The organism is Corynebacterium guangdongense, from assembly GCF_030408915.1.
Lineage (GTDB): Bacteria > Actinomycetota > Actinomycetes > Mycobacteriales > Mycobacteriaceae > Corynebacterium > Corynebacterium guangdongense.
Genome location: NZ_CP047654.1, coordinates 2,444,693 through 2,467,725, shown reverse-complemented (window position 1 = coordinate 2,467,725; position 23,033 = coordinate 2,444,693). Strand labels below are relative to the sequence as shown.

At 67.6% G+C, this 23,033-nt stretch carries 21 protein-coding genes; 18 read left to right on the top strand and 3 right to left on the bottom strand.

The window, feature by feature from the left end:
- Positions 1 to 43: 43 nt before the first annotated feature.
- Complete coding sequence (locus CGUA_RS11650; RefSeq protein ID WP_290195840.1) at positions 44 to 343, bottom strand: hypothetical protein; 300 nt, start codon at positions 341 to 343, stop codon at positions 44 to 46.
- A 444-nt stretch (positions 344 to 787) separates the two neighbouring features.
- On the opposite strand from CGUA_RS11650, the gene CGUA_RS11645 reads away from it, so the two are divergent.
- The 17 genes from CGUA_RS11645 (at position 788) to CGUA_RS11565 (ending at position 20,490) form a co-directional block, all read left to right on the top strand.
- Complete coding sequence (locus tag CGUA_RS11645; protein ID WP_290195837.1) at positions 788 to 1,918, top strand: DMT family transporter; 1,131 nt, start codon at positions 788 to 790, stop codon at positions 1,916 to 1,918.
- Between the two features lie 181 nt (positions 1,919 to 2,099).
- Complete coding sequence (locus CGUA_RS11640) at positions 2,100 to 2,402, top strand: urease subunit gamma (RefSeq protein ID WP_290195835.1); 303 nt, start codon at positions 2,100 to 2,102, stop codon at positions 2,400 to 2,402.
- A gap of 38 nt (positions 2,403 to 2,440) precedes the next feature.
- Entirely contained in the window at positions 2,441 to 2,752 is a 312-nt protein-coding gene (locus CGUA_RS11635; RefSeq protein ID WP_290195833.1) for an urease subunit beta, read from the top strand.
- Positions 2,753 to 2,869: 117 nt separating this feature from the next.
- Positions 2,870 to 4,579, top strand: coding sequence for an urease subunit alpha (gene ureC, locus CGUA_RS11630; RefSeq protein WP_290195831.1), 1,710 nt, complete (start codon positions 2,870 to 2,872; stop codon positions 4,577 to 4,579).
- Between the two features lie 148 nt (positions 4,580 to 4,727).
- On the top strand, positions 4,728 to 5,204 hold the full coding sequence (locus CGUA_RS11625; protein ID WP_290195829.1) for an urease accessory protein UreE: 477 nt from the start codon (positions 4,728 to 4,730) through the stop codon (positions 5,202 to 5,204).
- Entirely contained in the window at positions 5,185 to 5,904 is a 720-nt protein-coding gene (locus CGUA_RS11620) for an urease accessory protein UreF (RefSeq protein ID WP_290195826.1), read from the top strand. Before CGUA_RS11625 ends, CGUA_RS11620 begins: the two co-directional genes overlap by 20 nt.
- Positions 5,905 to 5,948: 44 nt before the next feature.
- Positions 5,949 to 6,563 carry an urease accessory protein UreG gene (gene ureG, locus CGUA_RS11615; protein WP_290195824.1) on the top strand — a complete coding sequence of 205 codons (615 nt, stop codon included), beginning with the start codon at positions 5,949 to 5,951 and terminating at the stop codon, positions 6,561 to 6,563.
- Positions 6,564 to 6,616: 53 nt separating this feature from the next.
- The gene (locus CGUA_RS11610) at positions 6,617 to 7,444 is read left to right on the top strand and encodes an urease accessory protein UreD (RefSeq protein WP_290198388.1); all 828 of its coding nucleotides are present in this window, start codon (positions 6,617 to 6,619) and stop codon (positions 7,442 to 7,444) included.
- A gap of 177 nt (positions 7,445 to 7,621) precedes the next feature.
- Positions 7,622 to 9,241, top strand: coding sequence for an ABC transporter substrate-binding protein (locus CGUA_RS11605; protein ID WP_290195821.1), 1,620 nt, complete (start codon positions 7,622 to 7,624; stop codon positions 9,239 to 9,241).
- The gene (locus tag CGUA_RS11600) at positions 9,232 to 10,212 is read left to right on the top strand and encodes an ABC transporter permease (RefSeq protein WP_290195819.1); all 981 of its coding nucleotides are present in this window, start codon (positions 9,232 to 9,234) and stop codon (positions 10,210 to 10,212) included. Before CGUA_RS11605 ends, CGUA_RS11600 begins: the two co-directional genes overlap by 10 nt.
- On the top strand, positions 10,205 to 11,125 hold the full coding sequence (locus tag CGUA_RS11595) for an ABC transporter permease (RefSeq protein WP_290195816.1): 921 nt from the start codon (positions 10,205 to 10,207) through the stop codon (positions 11,123 to 11,125). Before CGUA_RS11600 ends, CGUA_RS11595 begins: the two co-directional genes overlap by 8 nt.
- Positions 11,122 to 11,865, top strand: a complete 744-nt coding sequence (locus CGUA_RS11590; protein ID WP_290195815.1) for an ATP-binding cassette domain-containing protein — start codon at positions 11,122 to 11,124, stop codon at positions 11,863 to 11,865. Before CGUA_RS11595 ends, CGUA_RS11590 begins: the two co-directional genes overlap by 4 nt.
- The gene (locus CGUA_RS11585; protein WP_290195813.1) at positions 11,862 to 12,467 is read left to right on the top strand and encodes an ABC transporter ATP-binding protein; all 606 of its coding nucleotides are present in this window, start codon (positions 11,862 to 11,864) and stop codon (positions 12,465 to 12,467) included. Before CGUA_RS11590 ends, CGUA_RS11585 begins: the two co-directional genes overlap by 4 nt.
- A 720-nt stretch (positions 12,468 to 13,187) precedes the next feature.
- Complete coding sequence (locus CGUA_RS11580; protein ID WP_290195811.1) at positions 13,188 to 14,564, top strand: hypothetical protein; 1,377 nt, start codon at positions 13,188 to 13,190, stop codon at positions 14,562 to 14,564.
- 295 nt (positions 14,565 to 14,859) lie between these two features.
- Positions 14,860 to 17,598 (top strand): ATP-dependent Clp protease ATP-binding subunit, encoded by a 2,739-nt coding sequence (locus tag CGUA_RS11575; protein ID WP_290195809.1) that lies wholly within the window; start codon positions 14,860 to 14,862, stop codon positions 17,596 to 17,598.
- A 74-nt stretch (positions 17,599 to 17,672) separates the two neighbouring features.
- Positions 17,673 to 18,368, top strand: coding sequence for a metallophosphoesterase family protein (locus tag CGUA_RS11570; RefSeq protein ID WP_290195807.1), 696 nt, complete (start codon positions 17,673 to 17,675; stop codon positions 18,366 to 18,368).
- A gap of 181 nt (positions 18,369 to 18,549) precedes the next feature.
- The gene (locus CGUA_RS11565; RefSeq protein WP_290195804.1) at positions 18,550 to 20,490 is read left to right on the top strand and encodes an MFS transporter; all 1,941 of its coding nucleotides are present in this window, start codon (positions 18,550 to 18,552) and stop codon (positions 20,488 to 20,490) included.
- 60 nt (positions 20,491 to 20,550) lie between these two features.
- Here the strand turns inward: CGUA_RS11565 and CGUA_RS11560 are convergent, their stop codons facing one another.
- Entirely contained in the window at positions 20,551 to 21,912 is a 1,362-nt protein-coding gene (locus CGUA_RS11560) for a lipase family protein (RefSeq protein WP_290195802.1), read from the bottom strand.
- Between the two features lie 75 nt (positions 21,913 to 21,987).
- Here CGUA_RS11560 and CGUA_RS11555 point away from each other — a divergent pair, with 75 nt between their 5' ends.
- On the top strand, positions 21,988 to 22,158 hold the full coding sequence (locus CGUA_RS11555) for a DUF4236 domain-containing protein (RefSeq protein ID WP_290195800.1): 171 nt from the start codon (positions 21,988 to 21,990) through the stop codon (positions 22,156 to 22,158).
- Here CGUA_RS11555 and CGUA_RS11550 read toward each other — a convergent pair.
- Positions 22,137 to 23,018 (bottom strand): HhH-GPD family protein, encoded by an 882-nt coding sequence (locus tag CGUA_RS11550; protein WP_290195797.1) that lies wholly within the window; start codon positions 23,016 to 23,018, stop codon positions 22,137 to 22,139. The genes CGUA_RS11555 and CGUA_RS11550 overlap by 22 nt on opposite strands.
- Between the last annotated feature and the right edge of the window lie 15 nt (positions 23,019 to 23,033).

Genomic DNA, 23,033 nt, shown 5'->3' with positions numbered 1-23,033 from the left:
GGATCGCCCTCCTCCGCGGGGAGGGGGGAGGGGTCTGGTCCGGCTACTTGTCGTTCCCGTCCTTGCCGTTGTCCTTCTCACGGCGCTTGCGCTCCCTGCGGGCGAGTCGCTTGGCGCGCTCCATTTCCTCGGCGTCCGCCTGGGCCCGCTCGGTGGCCTCGAGCTGCTTGCGCTCCTTGCGGCCCGGCCCGTCCCACAGGGTGATGGCGACGCCGACCAGCGCCGCGACGGGGTACAGCCACAGGATCCAGTCGTCTCCGAGGATCGCGGTGGTCAGAAACATGACGAAGAGAATGCCGAAGATGACCAGGGCGGCCAGTTGCCAGACTTTGAGTGTCCTCATGGGTTTCAGAGTGTAGGGCACTGGCCGGTGCTGGCGCGCCGGTACGTCGCGATAAGGGACCTGCAAATCGCGATGAGGGAGACACGACGGGAACTTTGACAGCAAATTCTACGTTAGAACTATTGACAAGGCTGAATTGTCGCTAATAGGGGCCTTAAATGTGCTGATTCTGGCACATTTCTGCTTGTTGTCTGAATTGGACCTTCGAAAACGTCTGTCTTTGGCGGGGAATTAAAATCCGACGGCCCGGAGATCGCCGTGGGTGGGCCCCTTCCCGCTGGTCGTGACACCCCCGAATTGGGGTGGGAAAAGAACCTTGAAAAATATAAGGTGCGATTATATGGCGACCAAAGGGCCATCAAGGGAAAATAGTATAAGCGTTCTGTAAATCAAGGTTTGGTCAATGGGATGGATCTAGGGGAAATGCCTGGTAGCGTCCCTGATATGACCAATCAATCGGCACCGGGAAGCACCGTCGTGCACCCCTCCCTCCAAAAGAACCCGATTAAGCAGATCGGCCACTCCAAGGCCGTCATCATCCTTCTGATCGGCACCCTGTTCCTGTCTGGCACTCCGCTGTGGGTTAAGGCGTCCAACATGGACCCGGCCACCCAGGCGTTCCTCCGCGTCGCCCTCGGCGCCCTCATTCTTCTTCCGCTGGCCATCCACGAGATGAAGAAGAAGATGAGCCTGCCCAAGCAGGGCATCATCTACTCCGTCATCGCCGGCATCTTCCTGGGCATCGACTTCACCGCCTGGAACTTCTCCATCTTCCTGATCGGCTCCGGCGTCGCCGCGATTCTGCTGAACCTGCAGGTCGTCATCGTCCCGATCCTTTCCACGATCTTCGACAAGTACAAGCTGCCTAAGTCCTTCATCGTGATTCTGCCGCTGATGATCGTCGGCGTGCTGCTGACCGGTGGCGTCTTCGAGTCCACCGAGGCCATGCCTGGTCCGGACCAGATCTCCGGCATCAAGACCTCCGTCCTGGGCACCGTCTTCGGCCTGACCTCCGGTATCTGCTACTCCTTCTACCTGTACTTCTCCCGTAAGGCCTCCACCACCGCACCGCGCAGCGACCTCTACGTCCAGCCGATGATGTGGACCATGGTCGCTCAGGCTGTCGCCCCGATCATCGCCATGATCTTCGGCAACGGCTTCGCCGTCACCACCGGCGTCCTGACCAAGGACCCGGAGACCGGTCAGATGGTTCTGCCGGACATGCCGGAGGACGTCGGAATCTTCGACGCCGTCCAGATGGGTGACCCGATCAACGGCAACAACTGGTTCAACCTCATCGTGCTGATCGTCATCGGTCAGGCCGCCGCCTGGACCCTGGTCCAGATCGGTTCCGTCTGGCTGGAGCCGGTCCTGGGTGCGGGCATCCTGCTGCTGTCCCCGGTGACCTCCGTCGTCGTGGCATGGCCGCTGTTCGGTGAGGTTCCGTCCATCCTGCAGTGGCTGGGCATCCTCATCATCCTCGGTTGTGTGGCCTTCCAGAACGGCCTGTTCGACGCAGTCTTCAAGAAGAAGGCCGCCGACACGGTCAAGGTCAAGGAAGAAGTGAGCGTCTAAGACGCTTCCCGGCGGCCCGCCGCCCGGAAAGACCAGCACCCGCACCTAATTGAAAAGCCGACGATTGGCAGGCACCCGCCGTTGATCGCCGGCTTTCTGCAAAACGGTTCAAGTTTCGGCAGGATGGGTCGCAAGATTCATCCCTGCCCCTCACCTCTAACAAGCATTTCAAGGAGAACTCATGCACCTCACGCAGCGTGAACAAGAGAAGCTCATGATCGTCGTGGCCGCAGACGTGGCCCGTCGTCGCAAGGAGCGTGGCGTCAAGCTCAACCACCCGGAGGCCGTCGCCTACATCACCGCAGAGCTGATGGAAGGCGCCCGCGACGGCAAGACCGTCGCCGAGCTCATGAGCGAGGGCGTCAGCATCCTCACCCGTGATGACGTCATGGAGGGTGTGCCGGAAATGATCTCCGACGTTCAGGTCGAGGTCACCTTCCGCGACGGCACCAAGCTCGTCACCGTCCACAACCCGGTCCGCTAAGCACCGACTCGCAACTGTCGCAAAAAGGAGAGTTTGACATGATTCCTGGTGAAATCTTCGTCGCGGAAGAGGGCCCGATCGTCCTCAACGAGGGCCGCGAGGCCGTCACCATCGAGGTGACCAACAAGGGTGACCGTCCGGTCCAGGTCGGTTCCCACTTCCACTTCTATGAGGCCAACAGCGAGCTCGAGTTCGACCGTGAGGCGGCCAAGGGCAAGCGTCTGGACATTCCGGCCGGCACCGCCGTCCGTCTCGAGCCGGGCGACTCCCGCACCGTCAACCTCGTTGACTTCGGTGGCACCCGTGAGGTCTTCGGCTTCAACAGCAAGGTCAACGGTTCCCTGGCCTAGGCGGGTACGCGGTTCCTGCTCACCAGGGCCGACCGCACACCGTTTCCTGCAGGGGATACGACTCAACCAACGCACTGAATAAACGAGAAGTAGCGAGCTAAGAGGAGAACTTAGACAATGTCTTTTGAAATGGAGCGCCGCCAGTACGCTGAGCTGCACGGCCCCACCACCGGCGACCGCATCCGTCTGGCTGACACCGAGCTGATCGCCCGGGTCGAGAAGGATTACACCAAGTACGGCGAAGAGGTTTCCTTCGGCGGCGGCAAGGTCATCCGTGACGGTATGGGCCAGAACTCCCGCACCTCCACCGATGAGACCCCGGACCTGGTCATCACCAACGGCACCGTCATCGACTACACCGGCATCTACACCGCCGACATCGCCGTCAAGGACGGCAAGATCTTTAAGATCGGCAACGCCGGCAACCCGGACATCCAGGATGACATCGACATCATCGTCGGCGTGAACACCGAGGTCATCGGCGGCGAGGGCAAGATCGTCACCGCCGGCGCCGTGGACACCCACATCCACTACATCTCCCCGGAGCAGGTCGAGGCCGCCCTCGACAACGGCACCACCACCCTCATCGGCGGCGGCACCGGCCCGGTGGACTCCACCAACGCCACCACCGTCACCGCCGGCCCGGCCAACATCAAGCACATGATCCGCGCGACGCGTGACTTCAACGTCAACGTCGGCTTCCTGGGCAAGGGCCACGCCTCCGACCCGGAGAAGCTGCGCGAGCAGATCCGGGCCGGCGCCATCGGCCTGAAGATCCACGAGGACTGGGGCGCCACCGCCAACTCCATCGACACGGCCCTGACCGTCGCCGATGAGATGGACATCCAGGTCGCCATCCACACCGACACCCTCAACGAGGGCGGCATGGCCGAGAACACCATCGCGGCCATCGGCGACCGTGTCATCCACACCTTCCACACCGAGGGCGCCGGCGGCGGCCACGCCCCGGACATCCTGAAGGTCGCCGGTCTGCCGAACGTTCTGCCGGCGTCGACCAACCCGACCCTGCCGTACACGGTCAACACCATGGACGAGCACCTGGACATGATCATGGTCTGCCACCACCTGAACCCGGATCTTCCGGAGGACGTGGCTTTCGCGGATTCCCGTATCCGCAAGGAGACCATCGCCGCCGAGGACGTCCTGCACGACCGCGGCATCCTGTCCATCACCTCCTCCGACTCCCAGGCCATGGGCCGTGTCGGTGAGGTCGTGCTGCGCACCTGGCAGGTCGCGCACCGCATGAAGGAGCAGTTCGGTGCTCTGGAGGGCGACGACGCCAACGCCGACAATGAGCGCATCAAGCGCTACATCGCGAAGTACACGATCAACCCCGCCATCGCCTCCGGCGTCGCCGACACCGTCGGTTCCGTGGAGGAGGGCAAGCTGGCTGACCTGGTCATCTGGGAGCCGGCGTACTTCGGCGTCAAGCCGAGCATCGTCCTGAAGTCGGGCTACATCGTCCGTTCCATCATGGGCGACTCCAACGCCTCCATCCCGACCCCGCAGCCGCGCACCATGCGTTACTCCTTCGGTGCCCGAGGCGCCGCCGCCGGCCGCACCTCCGTCACCTTCCTGCCGACCGCCGCCATCGAGGCCGGCATCGAGGAGGAGCTGGGCGTGGAGCGCACCTTCGTCGAGGCGAAGAACATGCGTTCCATCAGCAAGGCCGACCTGAAGCTCAACAACGCCACCCCGGAGATCAAGGTCGATCCGGAGACCTACGTGCTGAGCGTTGACGGCGAGGAAATCACCTCCGAGCCGGCGACCGAGCTGCCGATGGCGCAGCGTTACTTCCTGTTCTAGTTCCGTACTAGTCTCAGGGGTTAATCGACGCGGCGCGCTCTGCCTGGAGCGTCGCCGGCCGATGTCGACACTGGCGGGGCGGTTCACACCGGCCCCGCCTTTGTTGTCCACTGACCTGCTTTCTACACAATCTGGAAGAAAGAATCCCATGATTATCACCGAGATCTCCGGTAACCTCGCCGATCTCACCGAGGCCGAGCGCGACGGGCTGAACATCGACTACGCCGTGTTCGACAATGAGAGCCGTCTCAAGCGGGTCCAGCGAGTGACCACCGAGGGCGGCGACGAGGTCGCCCTGCGTTTCTCCAACGACTTCCGTGAGCTCTATGACGGGGACATCCTGCAGCGCGAGGGCGACAACGCCGTCGTCGCCCGCATGGCCGCCTCCGACGTCCTGGTGATCGCGCCGGCCTCCATCCGCGAGGCGCTGGCCGTGGCCCACACCCTGGGCAACCGTCACCTGCAGGCGCAGTTCTTCGGCGCCGACAGTGAGTTTGGCAAGGAAGTCATGGTCGTGCGCTACGACCACACCGTCGAGCACACCCTAGAGCACCTCAACGTGGAGTTCTCCCGCGGTGAGCACGTGATGCCGGAGGCTTTCCGCCATGCTGAACACTCTCACTAATCGCCGCGCAGAGCTGGTCATCTGGCACCTGACCGACTCCGCTCTGCCGACCGGTGGTTTCGCCCATTCCGCTGGCCTCGAGACCTACGTCCTGGCCGAGGACATCACCGACGCCGAGGGCTACGGCCGGTGGCTGCACGGCTACCTGCGCCAGGCCAGCTACAACGAGGCGCTGGCCGTGAAGTTCGCCGTCGAGCTGCAGCGCAGCGAGCTTGACGACGCCGCGAGGCGCCAGCTCCTGGTCGAGCTGGATCAGCTGGCCCACGCGTGCCAGACGCCCAAGGAGGTCCGCACCTCCATGAACTCGATGGGCAAGCGCTGGTCGCGGGTCGCCGCCATCGTCGCGCCGGAGGACCACCTGGTCACCGAGTACGTGGCCGCGATCAATTCCCGCGAGCTCAAGGGCAACCCGGGCATCGCCGCGGGCCTGGTGCTCGGCGCCCACGGCGTCGAGGCCGAGGACGCGGTCGCCGCGTACCTCATGCAGATGGCCAACTCGATGACCCAGAACGCCATCCGCGCCATCCCGCTGGGCCAGGACGCGGGCCAGCGCGTGCTGGTCGGCGCCTATGAGGCGATCGAGCAGGCCATCGAGATGACGATGCGCCACCGGACGAGCGATTTCGGCGTCGCGGCGCCGCGCCTCGAAGTGGCCCAGATGGCCCATGAGGCCCTTCATTCCCGCATGTTCATGTCCTAAAATTGGGACGATCAATACAGAAGTCACACGAAAGGATTGACACAATGGGTGCAATCAAGATTGGCGTCGGCGGCCCGGTGGGCTCCGGCAAGACTGCCCTGATCGAGCGCATCACCCGCGCGCTCGACGGCGAGATCTCCATGGCCGCGATCACCAACGACATCTACACCACCGAGGACGCCAAGATCCTCGCCCGCGAGGGCCTCCTGCCGGAGGACCGCATCATCGGCGTCGAGACCGGCGGCTGCCCGCACACCGCGATTCGTGAGGACACCTCCATGAATGACGCGGCCTACGAGGAACTGCTGGAGCGCCACCCGGACCTGGAGCTCGTCTTCGTCGAGTCCGGCGGCGACAACCTCTCCGCCACCTTCTCCCCGGAGCTGGTCGACTTCTCCATCTACATCATTGACGTCGCCCAGGGCGAGAAGATCCCGCGCAAGGCGGGCCAGGGCATGATCAAGTCCGACCTGTTCATCATCAACAAGACCGACCTGGCCCCGCACGTCGGCGCCGACCTGAAGGTCATGGAGGACGACTCCAAGGTCTTCCGTGGTGAGAAGCCGTTCGTGCTGACCAACCTCAAGACCGATGAAGGCCTGGACAAGGTGATCGACTGGATCCGTCACGACGTCCTCATGCTGGATCTGGCCAACTAATGGGTTGGGATCTACCGTCGGGCGTCTTCCACCACGATCCTCCGCGCGAGGAGATGGGCGTCCTGGAGCTCGGCATCGAGGTCAGCGGCGGCAAGTCCATCGCGACCTCGCAGTACCACTCCCGCGCGCTGAAGATCATCCGCCCGCACTACCTCGATGACTCCGGTCAGGTGTACTACATCATCGTCAACCCGGGTGGCGGCTACGTCGGCGGCGACGCCTACCGCATCAAGGTCGACGTCGCCGAGGGGGCCTCCGCGCTGCTGACCGACCAGTCGGCGGCCAAGGTCTACCGCACCCCGGACGATTATGTGGTGCAGAACGTGGAGTTCAACGTCGCCGAGGGCGCGGTCCTGGAGTACGTCCCGGATCAGCTGATTCTCTACCGCGACGCGGACTTCCGCCAGCATCTCACCGCCAACGTCCATCCGAACGGTTCGCTGTTCTTCTCGGACATCGTCACCCCGGGCTGGTCCCCGGACGGCGGGCACTTCCTGTACAAGCAGGCGCACCTGCGCAACGTGGTCAACGTTGGCGGCGAGCTCGCGCTGGTCGACAACATCAAGCTCCAGCCGCTCGCCAGCGAGTTCGGTCAGGAGAAGGAGTTCTACATGGGTGGCCGCACCCATGTGGCGACGGCCATCTGCTTCGACCCGGGCGTCACGGAGGATCTCATCCGTGACGTGCGTGCCAAGATCGACGAGCACGTCGCGGCGGACGAGTCGATGATCGCCTCGGTGACCGCCACCGAGCGCCCCGGCTTCGTCCTGCGTGCCCTGGGCAACCGCACCGAGGAGCTGCTGCAGCTCATCCTCGACGTCGCGGGGGAGGTCCGCGGCCAGCTCCGCGGACAGCGCGACATCACCCTCCGTCAGTACTGACGCGACCCCGCGCGGCACGACTGCCCGCCCGGCTTCCGGTTCCTCCGGCAGCGGGGCGGGCAGGTCGCCGTCGGACCCTGTTTTTCGTGGCCGGAGGGTTGCGATGCTTTAGGTATTCCCATACCATATGCTCAAATAACCAATTGAATGTTTGAAATCGACGCCCGGAGGAACTCCATGTCCCGACGCTCAACCGCCCTCGCCGGTCTGGTGACCGTCGCCGCCCTCACCCTGGCGGCCTGCTCCGGCCCGGGCTCGACCACCGCCGCCCCCACCGCGCAGACCCGCGCCGAGGACGAGCTGGTGCTCGCCGTCGGCGACGTCGGGGAGGGGGAGTTCGACCCGCTGCGCGGCTGGGGCAACCACCAGGAGCACAAGGTGCTGCACTCCTCCCTGGTGCAGTGGCACCGCAACGCCGAGTCCGGCGAGATGGAACTGGTCGGCGACCTGGCGAAGGACTTCTCCCACGAGGGCGTCGTCTGGACCTTCCACCTGCGCGAGGACTTCAAGTTCTCCGACGGTGAGCCGGTCACCGCCGCCGACGTCGTGTTCACCTACGACCTGCTCAAGGAGGACGGCACCCAGTTCGACCTCGGCAACGTCGCCGAGGTCCGCGCCGTCGACGAGCACACCGTCGAGATCGAGCTGGTCCAGCCGGACTCCCTCTTCGGCCCGCAGGCGGCGACCATCGCCATCCTGCCCGAGCACGCCTACGGCGAGGGCTACTCGCAGAACCCGATCGCCTCCGGCCCCTACCGGGTCGTCGAGTACCAGGACGGCGAGCAGCTGATCATGGAGGCCAACCCGTACTACCCGGAGGAGCTGGCCTACCGCAAGCTCACCTTCTACCTGGCCGACGAGGAGGCCGCCCTCAGCGCGGCCCAGGCCGGCACCATCGACGTCGCGAAAGTCTCCTACACCAACGCCGACCGCCAGTTCGAGGGGATGACCCTCGAGCAGCTCGAGTCCGTCGAGACCATGGCCATCACCCTGCCCACCGAGCCGGCCGGCGGCACGGCCGAGACCATGGGTATCGAGGGGTCGGGCGGCAACGACGTCACCTCCGACCCCGCCGTGCGCACGGCGCTCTCGCTCGGCGTCGACCGGCGGGAACTCAACGACATCGTCGTCGCCGGCTACGGCGAGCCGGCCTACTCCGTCGCCGACACGCTGCCGTGGGGCACGGAGGACGTCCGCTTCGCCGACGCCGACCCCGAGGGCGCGAGGAGGCTGCTCGCCGACGCCGGGTGGAGTGACACCAACGGCGACGGCACCGTCGACAAGGACGGCGTCGAGGCCGTCGTCGGCCTGATGTACACCACCGGCGACCCGGCGCGCGCGGACCTGGCCGAGTCCTTCGCAGCGCAGGCCGCCGAGCTCGGCATCCGCTTCGAACCGGAGGGGGCGACCTGGGACGACATCTACGCCGAGGGCAAGTCCAAGGCCGTCGTCTTCGCGCTGGGCTCGCTGAGCCCGAAGGAGCTGTGGGACACCTACTCCTCCGAGTCCATCGGCGTGAGCTACAACAACATGCCCAACTATTCCGACCCGGAGGTCGACGGGCACCTGCGCCGGGCCCGCCTCGCCGACACCCTGGGCGAGTCCATCCCGCACTGGCAGGCCGCCCAGGTCGCCGGCGCCTCCTCCCATCCCGAGACCGGTGACGTGTCCATGCTGTGGATCCTGCGCCGCGACCACCTCTACTTCATCAACGACCGCGTCGACATCGGCGAGCAGATCACCCACGGCCACGGGCACGGCATGCAGATCTTCCAGAATGTGACGCAATGGCGTTGACCCGGCTGTCGTGGACGCTGGCCAGGATGCTCTTCCTGCTGATCAGCGTCACTTTCCTCGCCTTCGTCCTGGTCGAGGCCTCCCCCCTGGACCCGGTCGCGCAGTACGTCGCGTCCATGCAGCGCGGCGTCAGCGCCGACCAGGTCGAGCGCATCACCGCGCTGTGGGGCCTGGACCGGCCCTGGTACGAGCGCTACCTCAGCTGGCTCGGCGGGATGCTCACCGGCGACTTCGGCGTCAGCAACCTCTACCGCGCCGAGGTCGCCGGCATCATCGGCCACGCCATCGCCAACTCCCTGCTGCTGATGTCGATCGCCTGGGTCCTCTCCGGGGTGCTCGGCTACCTGCTCGGCGTCCTCGCCGGGGCGACCCGGGGCACGCTGCTGGACCGCGTCATCGTCGCCGCCTGCTACGTGCTCACCTCCACGCCGACCTACGTCGTCGGCCTGGTCCTCATGCTCGTCTTCGCGGTGCAGCTGGGCTGGGTCCCGCTGGGGCTCTCGCAGCCGCTGGGCGTGGTCTCGTCGGACGTCACGCTCCTCGACCGGCTGCGCCACGCCGTCCTGCCGGCGATCACCGTGGCCATCGTCGCCATCGCCAACGTCACCCTGCACACCCGCCAGTCGGTCAGCCAGGTCATGGAGTCCGACATGGCCCGCTTCGCCCGTGCCCGCGGCCTGGGCACCTGGGGGATCGTGCGCCACCACGGTCTGCGCAACACCCTGCTGCCGGCGGTGATGCTGCAGTTCACCTCGCTGTCGATGCTCTTCGGCGGCTCCGCCCTGGCCGAGGTCGTCTTCTCCTACCACGGGCTCGGCGCGCTGATCACCAAGGCGGCGATCGCCTCGGACGTCCCGCTGCTGCTCGGCGCGGTCACCCTGTCCGCGGTGCTCGTCTTCGTGGGCAACCTCATCGCCGACGTCATCGCCATCCTCGTCGACCCGCGGGTGAGAAGGAGCGTCGATGCCTGAGTTCCTCCGCGCCAACGTCCTGCACACCGGCCGCTGGGGCCGGGCCCTGGGTCGGCGCTGGCAGCGCCTCGGACGGCTGGGCCGGATCGTCCACCCGGGCAACAACCGGGTACGTCTGCTGGTCCTGCTCAGTGTCGCACTCCTGCTGATCTTCGGGATCGCCCTCGCCGCCAGCCTCTACCCGCAGTCCGCCATCCAGCCCACCGGCGGCCAGCGCAACCTCCCGCCGAGCTGGCGGTTCCCCCTCGGCACCGACTGGGTCGGGCGCGACCTGGCCGCGCGCACGATGAAGGGCATGTGGCTGAGCCTCCGGATCGGCGCGCTCACCGCGCTGGTGTCCACCGCTGTCTCCGTCCTTCTCGCCGTGCTCGCCACCGCCGGGCCACGGTGGCTCGACCGCTTCGTCTCCTGGCTTGTCGACGCCACCATCGGCCTTCCCCAGATCGTGCTCGCCATCCTCATCGCCTTCGCCGTCGGCGGGGGAGCGCGCGGCGTCGTCCTGGCCGTCGGCCTGACCCTCTGGCCCCCGCTGACCAGGCTGCTGCGCGCCGAGATCCTCAAGCTCAAGGAGGAGCCCTTCGTCGCTATGTCACGGGCCCAGGGCCACGGCAGTGCCTGGGTCGTCCGCCACCACCTCCTGCCAGCGCTGACCCCGCACATCATCGTCGGCCTGGCGATCATGTTCCCGCACGCCATCCTCCACGAGTCCACCCTGACCTTCCTCGGCTTCGGCGTCGAACCGACGACCCCCTCGCTGGGCATCATCCTCGCCGAGGGCATGCGCTACCTCGCCAACGGCCAGTGGTGGGCGGTGCTCGGCCCGATCGCCGTGCTGGTCACCCTGGCCACCGTGCTCGACGCCTGCGGTGACCTGCTCCGCAGCCTGCTCGCCCCCGTTACGAGGCACCAATGATCACCGACCCGCTCCTGACCGTCGCCGACGTCTCGGTGGCTTTCCACCAGTACGTCGGCCTGCTGCGCCGCCGCCACGTCGTCCAGCTCGACAACGTGTCGATGGAGATGGCCGCCGGCGAGATCCTCGCCGTCGTCGGCGAGTCCGGCGCCGGCAAGTCCCTGCTCGCCGACGTCATCCTCGGTTTGCTGCCGCCCAACGCGCACGTCTCCGGGGAGGTGCGCTTCCACGGCCGCGAGCTTGTCGACGCCGACCGCAAGGGCCGGGTCCGCTACGTCCCCCAGGGCACCGGCCACATCGACCCGACCATGAAGATCGGCGACTTCATCGCGCTCTCCGGCACCGACCCGGTCGCGCAGCTGGCCCGCTTCGGACTCGGCCCCGGGATCGCCATGCGCTTCCCACATGAGCTCTCCGGCGGCATGCTGCGCCGGGTGAGTCTGGCGGCCTCGGTCAGCGACGACATGGAACTGCTCATCGCCGACGAACCCACCCCGGGCCTGCACCCGGAGGCCGTCGCCGAGGTGACGGACCACTTCCGCCAGGTGCGCGCCGAGGGGGCGTCCATCCTCTTCATCACCCACGACATGCTCACCGCGGCCTCCGTCGCGGACCGCATCGCCGTCATGCGCGGCGGGACGATCGACACGGTGGCGGCGGGCGTCGACGAGCTCAGCGGCTACGCGCACCGACTGTGGCGCGCCCAACCGGCCCACGACTTCTGGGAGGCGCTGTCATGAGCCTGACCGGGGAGAACCTCTCCTTCAGCTACGGGAGAACCCCGCTGATCCGCGACTACTCGATCACCCTCACCGAGGGCCGGATCCTGGGTGTGCACGGTTACAGCGGCACCGGCAAGTCCACCCTGGCCCGCCTGCTCACCGGGTACCTGACGCCCTCCGAGGGGCGGGTGCTCGTCGACGGCGCCCCGGTGGTCCGCGGGGCCTTCCACCCCGCGCAGCTGATCCAGCAGCACCCGGAACGCGCCGTCGACCCCCGGTGGCGCCTGTCCCGGGTGGTGGAGAACATCGACCCCGACACCCTCGAGCAGCTCGGCATCCGGCCGGAGTGGCTCACGCGCCGGGCGCTCGAGGTCTCCGGCGGGCAGCTGCAGCGCATCAGCATCGCCCGGGCCCTGGACCCGCGGACCCGCTACCTGGTGGCCGACGAGATCACCACGATGATGGACGGCCTGTTGCAGGCCGACATCTGGGCCAAGCTGGTGGCAGCGGTACGGGAGCGCGACCTCGGCATGCTCGTCGTCTCCCATGACCGGGACCTGATGCGCCACGTGTGCGACGAGGTCATCGAGTTCGACGGCGGGGCGGGCACCCGGCGTTAAGGTGCGCCACAGGTTGGCTGCCCGCCCTTATATGTGATCAGTCAGGTATAGGCGGGCGGGGATCCCGGGTAGACCAAAGATCAAGTATTACCAAAAGGGGGCCACCCCCGAAATCAGCCGACCCACAGAATCGGGTGTACAGTTAACTCACAGCGACCGATAGTCTCGTGCGCGAGGCGGGTATTTGTCCGTCCAAAATTGCGAATTCGGTCAGCTCCTTCTGTCGATCGCTCCGGAAATCTCCGTCCCGGCGGTCGCGTCGTCCAGATCTTGCCCTTAGCCGATTTTGGGGAGCTTGTCACGCTGTTTCGCGAGTTAAATTCATGCCTGAACTGCGCTTTTTCCGTCCGCGGGTAGTGTAGGTCGCCGCCGGTCGAGAGTGGGATCACCCCTCGATGGGGGCAGTTTCGGTGACTTTCCCATCTCGTTTCGAGAAATTTTCCGCACAGAAAGCGCTGGATGGGGCCGCTTTCAGCGTTCAGTACGGAAACGGACAGCCTGGCAGCGAACGGAACGCTTTCTGGAAACCAACTGGCACTACCTTCAGAGTTGGTTTAGCATCGGACGCAGCGACAGGCTGCTAGACCAACAGCGCCAAACACGAGAAGTGGGCGCGAAGTTCGCGTCTGCGTCACCGTTTGTTGCTAACTAGCAGGGGCATACGCGCCTCTAGTGCACATCCTTAATCTTCACTCTCAATTCTCTGAGGAGAACATTCGCATGTTCAAGAATCGCATCCGCACCGCCGCTATCGCCGGCATCGCTGCTCTGGCCACCGGCATCTCCGGCACCGTCGTCGCCACCCCGGCATTCGCGCAGACCGTCCAGACCGAGGCCACCGTCGAGGCCAACCTCGAGGCTTCCAACGAGCAGGTCCAGGACGAGATCGCCGCCATCGCCGCCTCCGGCACCTACGGCGACGTCGTCACCAACCGCGATGACGTCTTCTCCGGTGACCTTGAGGTCGAGGCCGCCGACGTCGTCGCCCTTCAGGCTGAGGTCCGCGCGTCCCTCGAGAACGCCCGCACCAACGTCGCTGCTGCAGAGGCCGCCGTCGCTGACGCGGAGGGCAAGGTTGAGGCCTACACCGCCGCTCGCGCCGCCTACCGTGACGCCGTCATCGAGCTCGAGGACGTGCTCTACGAGGCCGACCGCACCTACACCCTGGACGGCAACACCTTCACCGGTCAGACCCTCTCCGAGGTTGTCGCAGCCCTGTACCCGGACGTGACCCTCGAGCTCCCGGGCCGCCAGATCGGCGAGAACGCCACCTACGATGATGCGCTGGTGGCCTTCCGGAACCTCACCGGGCAGGAGAACGGCGTGTACACCGACGCCGCGCTGGAGACCATCCAGGACCTGGCAACCACCGATTACGCCGACGTGTACACTGGGCCGGCCGGCGAGGTTAACCTGGAGGAGAAGGCGGCACACGAGGCCCGCCAGGCCTTCTTCCAGGGCATCCTGAACGAGTTCGTTGCCGCTGAGGCCGCCGTCACCGCCACTGTCCCCGCCTTCGAGGCCACCCGCGAAGCGGCCCTCGACGTCAACGTTCTGGTTCGTCAGGCCGAGTTCACCGAGGCCGTCTCCCAGCGCAACACCCTGCAGGGTCTGGACACCTACCTGACCGGCTTCCAGAACTACCTCGCTGCCGCCGAGAACCCGCTGCTGACCGGTGAGTGGGACCTTAACTCCGAGGAGTACGAGGGTGCCCTGATCACCGTCGCTGGCGCTGTTGAGACCGCCGTCGCTGCTGTCGCCGCTGGTGCCTCCGTCTCCGTCATCGACGTCACTGATCTGGTCAAGGCTGAGCTCGTCGAGCAGGCCGCAGCCAACCAGGCCGCCGCCGACCAGGCCGCCGCTGACGCCGCACAGCGTCAGATCGACGTCCTGCTGGCCCTGCTCGCCGCCATCGAGGACGGCAAGGAGACCCCGGCACCGGCTCCGTCTGGCAACGACTCCTCCGCTTCCTCCGTCGACGCTGAGCTGTCCTCCGGTGACAACGCCGGCGTCTTCGGCATCGTCGCCGTCATCGCCGCCATCCTCGCCGCCATCGGCCTGGCACTCCCGGCTCTGAACATCACCCTGCCGTTCTAGGTTGAGCACTCCGGCTAACACCGGATTCTCAGCACACCGCCTCCCCGGAGGCCGGTGACTTGAACAGCCGACAGGCCCCACCCCTCACCGGGTGGGGCCTGTCCCGTTTCCTGCGGCGGGCGTCGACAAGCGGGGGCCGGCGCCATTTCCCCTGTTCGCTACCGGCGTACATGGTCTTGACCTGCATAAACCGTGGAAAACGGGAAAGTGGCGAACACAAAGTCGAATGGAAACGCCCCCGCTGACGTTAAGGTGGGCAGTAACGAAAATTAGCAACGGCCGTAGGGGGTCCCACATGTTCGAACGGTTCACCGACCGGGCGCGCCGCGTCATCGTCCTCGCACAGGAGGAAGCGCGCATGCTCAACCACAACTACATCGGGACTGAGCACATCCTGCTCGGCCTGATCCACGAGGGCGAGGGTGTCGCGGCCAAGGCCCTCGAATCCATGGGGATCAACCTCGAGGACGTGCGCCGTGAGGTCGAGGAGATCATCGGCCACGGCACCCAGCCGCACACGGGCCACATCCCGTTTACCCCGCGCGCCAAGAAGGTCCTGGAGCTCTCGCTGCGCGAGGGGCTGCAGATGGGCCACAAGTACATCGGCACCGAGTTCCTGCTGCTCGGCCTCATCCGTGAGGGCGAGGGCGTCGCAGCCCAGGTGCTGACCAAGCTCGGCGCTGACCTGCCGCGCGTGCGCCAGCAGGTTATCCAGCTGCTCTCCGGTTACGAGGGAGGCCAGGGCCAGAGCCCGGAGGGTGGCCAGCCCGGCGCCCAGGGCGGCCCGGCCCTCGGGGCGGGCGCCGGTGCCGGCGCCGGCGCCGCCGGTCGTGGCCCGGGCGGCGGCGGCAACCAGGGCGAGCGTTCCAACTCGCTGGTCCTGGACCAGTTCGGCCGCAACCTGACCCAGGCGGCCAAGGACGGCAAGCTGGATCCGGTCGTCGGCCGCGGCAAGGAGATCGAGCGCATCATGCAGGTGCTCTCGCGCCGCACCAAGAACAACCCGGTCCTCATCGGTGAGCCGGGCGTCGGCAAGACCGCCGTCGTCGAGGGCCTGGCCCTGGACATCGTCAACGGCAACGTCCCGGAAACCCTCAAGGACAAGCAGCTCTACTCGCTGGACCTGGGTTCCCTGGTCGCCGGTTCCCGCTACCGCGGTGACTTCGAGGAGCGCCTGAAGAAGGTGCTCAAGGAGATCAACCAGCGCGGCGACATCATCCTCTTTATCGACGAGATTCACAACCTCGTCGGCGCCGGCGCCGCCGAGGGCGCGATCGACGCCGCCTCGCTGCTCAAGCCCAAGCTGGCCCGCGGTGAGCTGCAGACCATCGGCGCCACCACGCTCGACGAGTACCGCAAGCACATCGAGAAGGACGCCGCCCTGGAGCGCCGCTTCCAGCCGGTCCAGGTCGACGAGCCCTCCGTCGAGGACACCATCACCATCCTCAAGGGCCTGCGCGACCGCTACGAGGCGCACCACCGCGTCTCCTACACCGACGGTGCGCTCGCCGCCGCGGCGAACCTCTCGGATCGCTACATCAACGACCGCTTCCTGCCGGACAAGGCCGTCGACCTGCTCGATGAGGCCGGCGCCCGCATGCGCATCAAGCGGATGACCGCCCCGGACTCCGTCCGCGAGGTCGACGAGCGTATCGCCGACGTCCGCCGCGAGAAGGAGGCCGCGATCGACCAGCAGGACTTCGAGAAGGCCGCCGGCCTGCGCGACAAGGAGCGCCAGCTGGGCGAGGAGCGCGCCGAGAAGGAGAAGCAGTGGCGCAACGGTGAACTCGAGGACATCGCCGAGGTCGACGAGGAGAAGATCGCGGAGGTGCTGGCCAACTGGACCGGCATCCCGGTCTTCAAGCTGACCGAGAACGAGTCCTCCCGCCTGCTCCACATGGAGGATGAGCTGCACAAGCGCATCATCGGCCAGGACGAGGCCGTCAAGGCGGTCTCCCGCGCCATCCGCCGTACCCGCGCCGGCCTGAAGGACCCGAAGCGTCCCTCCGGTTCCTTCATCTTCGCCGGCCCCTCCGGCGTCGGTAAGACGGAGCTGTCCAAGGCGCTCGCCGAGTTCCTCTTCGGCGACGAGGACTCGCTGATCTCGATCGACATGGGCGAGTTCCACGACCGCTTCACCGCCTCGCGTCTCTTCGGCGCCCCTCCGGGATACGTCGGCTACGAGGAGGGCGGCCAGCTGACCGAGAAGGTCCGCCGCAAGCCCTTCTCCGTGGTGCTCTTCGACGAGATCGAGAAGGCCCACAAGGAGATCTACAACACCCTGCTCCAGGTGCTCGAGGAGGGCCGCCTCACCGACGGCCAGGGCAAGGTCGTAGACTTCAAGAACACGGTCCTGATCTTCACCTCCAACCTCGGCACCCAGGACATCTCCAAGGCGGTCGGCCTGGGCTTCTCCGGTTCGAACGCGACCGATTCCGACGCGCAGTACGAGCGGATGAAGAACAAGGTCAACGACGAGCTGAAGAAGCACTTCCGGCCGGAGTTCCTCAACCGCATCGACGAGATCGTGGTCTTCCACCAGCTCACCCAGGAGCAGATCGTCGAGATGGTCGACCTGCTGGTCGGCCGCGTCGCCAAGGCGCTGGCGGATCAGGACATGGGCATCGAGCTCACCGAGAACGCCAAGAACCTGCTGGCCAAGCGCGGCTTCGACCCGGTCCTGGGCGCCCGCCCGCTGCGTCGCACCATCCAGCGCGAGATCGAGGACGTCATGTCGGAGAAGATCCTCTACGGCGAGCTCGGCGCCGGTGAGATCGTCACCGTCGACGTCGAGGGCTGGGACGGCGAGGCCAAGGACACGGACAAGGCCAAGTTCACCTTCACCCCGCGTCCGAAGCCGCTGCCGGAGGGCGCCTTCTCGGAGATCTCCCCGGAGGCCGTCGAGTCCGTCCGCGACGTCGAGGCCCCCGACACGGAGTCCGTCACCGTCACCCCGGACGTCCTGCCGGAGTCCCCGGCCGGCGACGAGGGTGAGGGGCCCGCTGCCGGCGGCGCCTCCCAGCCGCAGAACTAGTTTCTGAGTCCGACCGACTCCCCCGGGCCACGCCCGGGGGAGTCGGCGTGTTTCCGGCCGCTAGACTGACCGGGATGAACAACTCGGTACGACTGGCGGTAATCGGCGACACCCACCTCGGCAGGCCCCGGGAGCGTTGCCACCGCGACGAGGTCACCGCGTGGGTGGGCCGGGTCGTCGCCGCCGCCGTCGAGACCGGCTGCCGGGCCCTGCTCATCACCGGTGACCTCTTCGACCGGCGCGCCGGGCAGGAGCGCGACCAGAACCTGCGGGCGGGAATCGACCTGCTCACCGCCGCCGCCGGCCGACTCCCGGTCGCGCTGGTGTGGGGAAACCATGACCTGGCCGCCGGAATGAGCGCCCGGGTCCCGGAGATTCCGGGCCTGTGGGTCGCCCCGGACACCCCGGCGGTGTTCCCGCTGGGGGAGCTGGACGTCGTCGGCGCCAGTGTCGCCCAGGACCGGGACGGGCGCGAGATCGTCGATCAGTTCCCGGCGCCCGTCCGGCCGACGGTGGGGCTCCTGCACACCAGCCTGGACGGGTTCGCGGACACCTCGGTCTCCCTGCCCGCCCAGCCCGCCCGGCTGACGGCCCTCGGTTACCGGGCGTGGGCCTTCGGGCACGTCCACAAACGGGTCCTGCGCAACGATGATCCGGTGATGTTCTACCCGGGGGCGCCGTGGCGCGTCGACGAGCCCGGCTACGTCGAGCTCACGGTGCCGCTGGGGGAGGAGCCGGCGACGGCCCGCCACCGGGCGATGTCGTTCTGATTTCTGCGGGGCGCGCAGCGCTGCGCCGCCGGCGGCATGAATAGCGGGCGGAATGTCGATCTGCTACGGTCCATATCCGGCCCACCGGCCACCGGCTCTCGTTGACACGACACGTGGAGGTCATTTCTCCGATACGGCACGAAAGAGCAGTCGGACCTCCGTCGTATCAGAAGAAAGACCGATGACCTCCCACGCACCCGAGCGTCCCCAGGGACGCGTCGGCGGGATGATCGCTGTCGCAGCCGCGGCAGCGTTTCTCGCCACCTTCAACGAAACATTCCTCAACGTCGCCTTCACCCCCATCATGGCGGACTTCGGCGTCGACGTGAACACCGTCCAGTGGCTCACCACCGCCTACCTGCTGGTGGCGGCCGTGTTCGTCCCGGTCGCCAACGTCCTCTACCACCGCTTCTCCACCCGGCCGCTGATGGTCGCGGTCCTGGCCGTCATGGTGTTGGGCTCCGTGGTCGGCGCCCTGGCCCCGAACTTCACGGTCCTGCTGATCGGCCGTCTGCTGCAGGCCGTCGGCACCGGCCTGCTCACGCCGATCGGCATGAACGTCACCCTGGCCGTCTCGCCCCGCGAGAAGCTGGGCCTGAACATGGGCATCATGGCCGCCATGACCACGCTCGGCCCGTCGCTGGCCATCGTGCTCTCCGGCGTGCTGCTCTCCTTCGCGCACTGGTCGGTGCTGATGTGGGTGTTCGGCCTGCTCTGCCTGCTCGTGCTGGTCGCGGCCGCCGTCGTGCTGCGCAACGTCGCGGAACTCGGCCGCCCGAGCATCGACGCCCTGTCCTTCATCCTGGTCGCGGCCGGCCTGGTCGGCGTCCTCTACGGCGTCTCCACCGCCTTCAGCGGTTCGCTGCTCTGGGCGGTGGCCGCCATCCTCGTCGGTCTTGCCGCGCTGTGGCTGTTCGTCATCCGGCAGCGCCGCATCGACAACCCGCTGCTTGACCTGCGCCCCTTCCAGAACCGCTCCTTCGTCCTGGGCGCGCTGATGACCATGCTCGGCCTGGTCTTCGTCTTCGCGATGAACGTCACCATCCCGCTGTTCCTCCAGGGCGGCCACGACATGGCGCCGATGGGTGCGTCGCTGGCGCTGGCGCCGGGCATTCTGCTGACCGTCGTCATGGGCCCGATCGCCGGGCAGCTCTTCGACCGCCACGGCGGCCGCTGGTCCATTCCGCTGGGCTACCTGGTCATGGCCGTCTTCGTCACGCTGGTCGGCTGGGTCGCCGGCACCGACCTGATCTGGCTGTTCGCGGTGCTCTACATCCCGGCCGTGCTGGCGACCTCGTTCGTCATCGGCCCGTCCCAGACCTTCGCGCTGTCCAGCCTGGACCGCGAGACCAGCCCGCACGGCGTCACCGTCATTTCCGCCGGTTTCCAGATTGCGGGCTGCGTCGGCACGGCACTGGCCGCCGGGTTCTACGGCGCCGTCAGCGCCGCGTCCCTGGGGGCGGGCGCCGGCGAGTTCGATTCGCTGCTGGCCGGTTTCCGCGCCGCCGTCCTGTTGGTCGTGGCCACCTCGATCATCGGCGTCATTCTCGCGGTCGTCGCCTACCGCACCCGCACGCAGGCCCCCTCCGAGGCCCTCGGCCACCCGGAGTACAGCGTCCAGTCGATCATGAAGACCGACGTCTACGCCCTGCGGTCGGGGCAGACCGTGCTCTCTGCACTGCAGACCTTCGCTAAGCGAGGCATCTCCGGCGCGCCGATCCTCCACCCCGACGGTTCACTCGCCGGCTTCCTCTCCGACGGCGACGTGATGCGCTATCTGGCGGCGACGCACCCCTCCTCCGCCTCGATCTATTCTTTCGCCGTCGGCGCCGACGATGACCTGGGCCAGGCCATGTCGGATCTGGGGGAGCTCAACGTCATGGCCCTGGCCACCCGCGAGGTGCTGACCATTGACGCGGACGCGTCGATCACCGACGCGGTGGTGGCCCTGTCGGACAAGAACATCAAGAAGGTGCCGGTCACCGACGGCGCCAACGGCGACCGCCTGGTGGGCGTCGTCAGCCGCTCGGCGGTCAACCGGCTGGCCATCGCCAACTACCTGCGTTCCCGCGAGGAGAACCTGGCGGCCGCCGGCGACCCGGCGGCGGCGGAATCGCGCTAGCCGACTGGCGGCGCCCGCTCCGGGCCGGGCACGATCCGGCACCTCCGGACCGGCCGCGTCCTAGAACGTCCCGCAGTTGACCGGCGCGGGGACGCCGTTGAAGCGGTCCATCAGGTAGTTCAGGGCCCCGGGCTGGTCGGCGAGCAGCCCGTAGGCGTGGCGGCTGGTGGACAGCGGCGGGGTGTCGCTGCTCCGGTAGAAGACCGGCGCGCCCGTGGCGCAGTAGTCCCGGCCCAGCTGGCGCACCTGCCCGGCGGGGACGATCTCGTCGTGTTCCACGCTGGTGAGCAGTATCGGAGCGCTCGGCGGGCGGCGGCCCAGCTTCTGCTCGGCGAGGAGGCGGCGCACGGCGGGCAGGGAGGCGATGGCCTCGGACAGTCGCTGTCCGGTCGTGGTCAGCGGGCGGGTGTCCTGCCCTCCCCAGGCGCGCCGGCTGTCCTGGACGCAGGCGGTGACGTTTGCGCGCACGAACTCCTGGCCCGCCGGGGTGAGGATCGTGTCGACCTCGGCGGCCGCGGCGGTATCGCGGGCGGCGAAACCGGCGATGGCGTAGCCCAGCACCCCGGTCAGGGCGGAGCCGTCGATGGCCTCCATCACCGCGCCGAGGTCGGCGGGGGCGGCGCCGGCGTAGGTGCCCTTGACGTCGAGCTCGGGGGCGTAGCCGGCGGCCAGTTCCGCCGCGGCCGCCGCGGCCCCGCCGCCCTGGGAGTAGCCGGAGAAGCCGACGGGCTCGCCCGCCGGGGCGACCGCGCGGGCCGCGTCGAGCACCGCATGGGCCTGCTCGACGCTGTTGACGTAGGTGTGGACCCCCGGCGTGCCCAGCCCGATGTAGTCGGTGACCACCACCCGCATCCCGTAGAGCGCGGCCGCGTAGTAGTAGGCGAGCTCGTAGTTGGGGTTCGCCCGCTCGGTGACTGGGGAGGGGAGCCCGGTCAGCCAGGGGCCCCGGGAGGGGGCGCAGGCGTCGCCGGCGCCCCGGGTGCCCGGGGCGAAGACGAGGGTGGGCGTCGGGCCGGTCCCGGTCCACCGGCGGGCGGGTTCGATGACGAAGCCGGAGGCCGCCACCGGGGTGCCGTGTATCGTGGTGGAGGTGTAGAGGATCTTGTAGGCGTGGCCGGGGAAGTCCGGACCCGCGAGGTTGAGCAGGTGCGGGGCGGGCTGGGTGCGGATGAGCTGGCCGGGACCGTCCGGCAGTTCCGCGGGCGGCAGGTAGAAGGAATCGGCCGCGTCGTAGAAGAGCGGGGCGGTGGGGGCGGCCGCGGCCCAGCGCGCCCCCTCGACCAGCGTCGCGGGCTCAGCGGGGGCGTACACGGCGCCGGGCTCGGCCGGCTCGGCCAGAATGTCCTGGGCCCCGGCCGTGGCGGGCATGACGGCGAGGAGCAGCAGGGCGGCAAGCGGCGGGCGTAACCTCCGGGGCGACATGTCAGCCACTCTAGGCGTGCGGGCAGCCCGATAGACTGGAATCACAGCAATCCGGCCGAGCAAGGAGAATCGACGATGGGCATCTATTTCCGTGAGCGCAAGAAGATCGGCAAGAACAGCTGGCTGAACTTCTCCAGGTCCGGCGCCTCGGCCTCGACGAAGGTCGGGCCGTTGACGATCAACTCCCGCGGCGGGGTGTGGGTGAAGCTGCCGGGCGGGCTCAACTACCGCGGCAGGTGGAAGTAGCCGGCCTCGTCCTGCTCCGCCAGCCCGTCCGCCAGCAGGGAGAACAGCGCGCGGGAGCGCTGCGCCTCATCCGGCCAGACCACGTCGATGGCCGATTTCGCCACCGGGGCCTCCGCACCGCGCAGCACGTCCATGATCAGCCCCCGCACCTGACGGTCGGTGCCGGCGAATTTCTGCACCCGTGACTTCGCCTTCGCCAGCTCGGCGGCCGCGGGCTCGGGTCGGCCGGCGCGCTGCCAGGCGCAGGCGTCGACAAGCGGGCACTGCCCGCAACGCGGGGCACGGGCCACACACACCAGCGCGCCCAGCTCCATCAGCGCCGCGGAGACGGTGGGGCCGGTGCCGTCCTCGGGCAGCACCGCCGCGACCTTCGCCAGCTCGCTTTTCGACGCCGGCGGCTGCAGGAAATTGCCCTCCACCGCCCGCTCGTAGACGCGGCGGACGTTGGTATCGACCACCGGAACGTTCCGGCCGAAGTGGAAGCAGGCGACCGCGCGGGCGGTGTAGTCGCCGATGCCCGGCAGCGCCAGCAGTTCCTCAACCTCGGCGGGGACCCGACCGCCATGCTTCTCGACGATCACCCCGGCGCACTCGTGCAGCCGCAGCGCCCGGCGCGGATACCCCAGCTTGCCCCAGGCGCGCAGCACCTCGTCACGGCCGGCGGCGGCGAAATCCGCCGGGGTCGGCCACCGCTGCATCCACTCCAGCCAGATCGGGGCCACACGGGCGACCGGCGTCTGGTGGCTCATCACCTCACTGAGCAGGATCCCCCACGCGCTGGTGCCGGGCTCCCGCCACGGCAGGTCACGGGCGCTTTCCCGGAACCAGGGGAGCAGGGGGTCGGTGTCAAGGGTGCTCATAAACGGCATAGTCTA

Coding starts and splice junctions, on each gene's coding strand:
- CGUA_RS11650 (WP_290195840.1), bottom strand. CDS start 343: ATGAGGACACTCAAAGTCTGGCAACTGGCCGCCCTGGTCATCTTCGGC.
- CGUA_RS11645 (WP_290195837.1), top strand. CDS start 788: ATGACCAATCAATCGGCACCGGGAAGCACCGTCGTGCACCCCTCCCTC.
- CGUA_RS11640 (WP_290195835.1), top strand. CDS start 2,100: ATGCACCTCACGCAGCGTGAACAAGAGAAGCTCATGATCGTCGTGGCC.
- CGUA_RS11635 (WP_290195833.1), top strand. CDS start 2,441: ATGATTCCTGGTGAAATCTTCGTCGCGGAAGAGGGCCCGATCGTCCTC.
- ureC (WP_290195831.1), top strand. CDS start 2,870: ATGTCTTTTGAAATGGAGCGCCGCCAGTACGCTGAGCTGCACGGCCCC.
- CGUA_RS11625 (WP_290195829.1), top strand. CDS start 4,728: ATGATTATCACCGAGATCTCCGGTAACCTCGCCGATCTCACCGAGGCC.
- CGUA_RS11620 (WP_290195826.1), top strand. CDS start 5,185: ATGCTGAACACTCTCACTAATCGCCGCGCAGAGCTGGTCATCTGGCAC.
- ureG (WP_290195824.1), top strand. CDS start 5,949: ATGGGTGCAATCAAGATTGGCGTCGGCGGCCCGGTGGGCTCCGGCAAG.
- CGUA_RS11610 (WP_290198388.1), top strand. CDS start 6,617: ATGGGCGTCCTGGAGCTCGGCATCGAGGTCAGCGGCGGCAAGTCCATC.
- CGUA_RS11605 (WP_290195821.1), top strand. CDS start 7,622: ATGTCCCGACGCTCAACCGCCCTCGCCGGTCTGGTGACCGTCGCCGCC.
- CGUA_RS11600 (WP_290195819.1), top strand. CDS start 9,232: ATGGCGTTGACCCGGCTGTCGTGGACGCTGGCCAGGATGCTCTTCCTG.
- CGUA_RS11595 (WP_290195816.1), top strand. CDS start 10,205: ATGCCTGAGTTCCTCCGCGCCAACGTCCTGCACACCGGCCGCTGGGGC.
- CGUA_RS11590 (WP_290195815.1), top strand. CDS start 11,122: ATGATCACCGACCCGCTCCTGACCGTCGCCGACGTCTCGGTGGCTTTC.
- CGUA_RS11585 (WP_290195813.1), top strand. CDS start 11,862: ATGAGCCTGACCGGGGAGAACCTCTCCTTCAGCTACGGGAGAACCCCG.
- CGUA_RS11580 (WP_290195811.1), top strand. CDS start 13,188: ATGTTCAAGAATCGCATCCGCACCGCCGCTATCGCCGGCATCGCTGCT.
- CGUA_RS11575 (WP_290195809.1), top strand. CDS start 14,860: ATGTTCGAACGGTTCACCGACCGGGCGCGCCGCGTCATCGTCCTCGCA.
- CGUA_RS11570 (WP_290195807.1), top strand. CDS start 17,673: ATGAACAACTCGGTACGACTGGCGGTAATCGGCGACACCCACCTCGGC.
- CGUA_RS11565 (WP_290195804.1), top strand. CDS start 18,550: ATGACCTCCCACGCACCCGAGCGTCCCCAGGGACGCGTCGGCGGGATG.
- CGUA_RS11560 (WP_290195802.1), bottom strand. CDS start 21,912: ATGTCGCCCCGGAGGTTACGCCCGCCGCTTGCCGCCCTGCTGCTCCTC.
- CGUA_RS11555 (WP_290195800.1), top strand. CDS start 21,988: ATGGGCATCTATTTCCGTGAGCGCAAGAAGATCGGCAAGAACAGCTGG.
- CGUA_RS11550 (WP_290195797.1), bottom strand. CDS start 23,018: ATGAGCACCCTTGACACCGACCCCCTGCTCCCCTGGTTCCGGGAAAGC.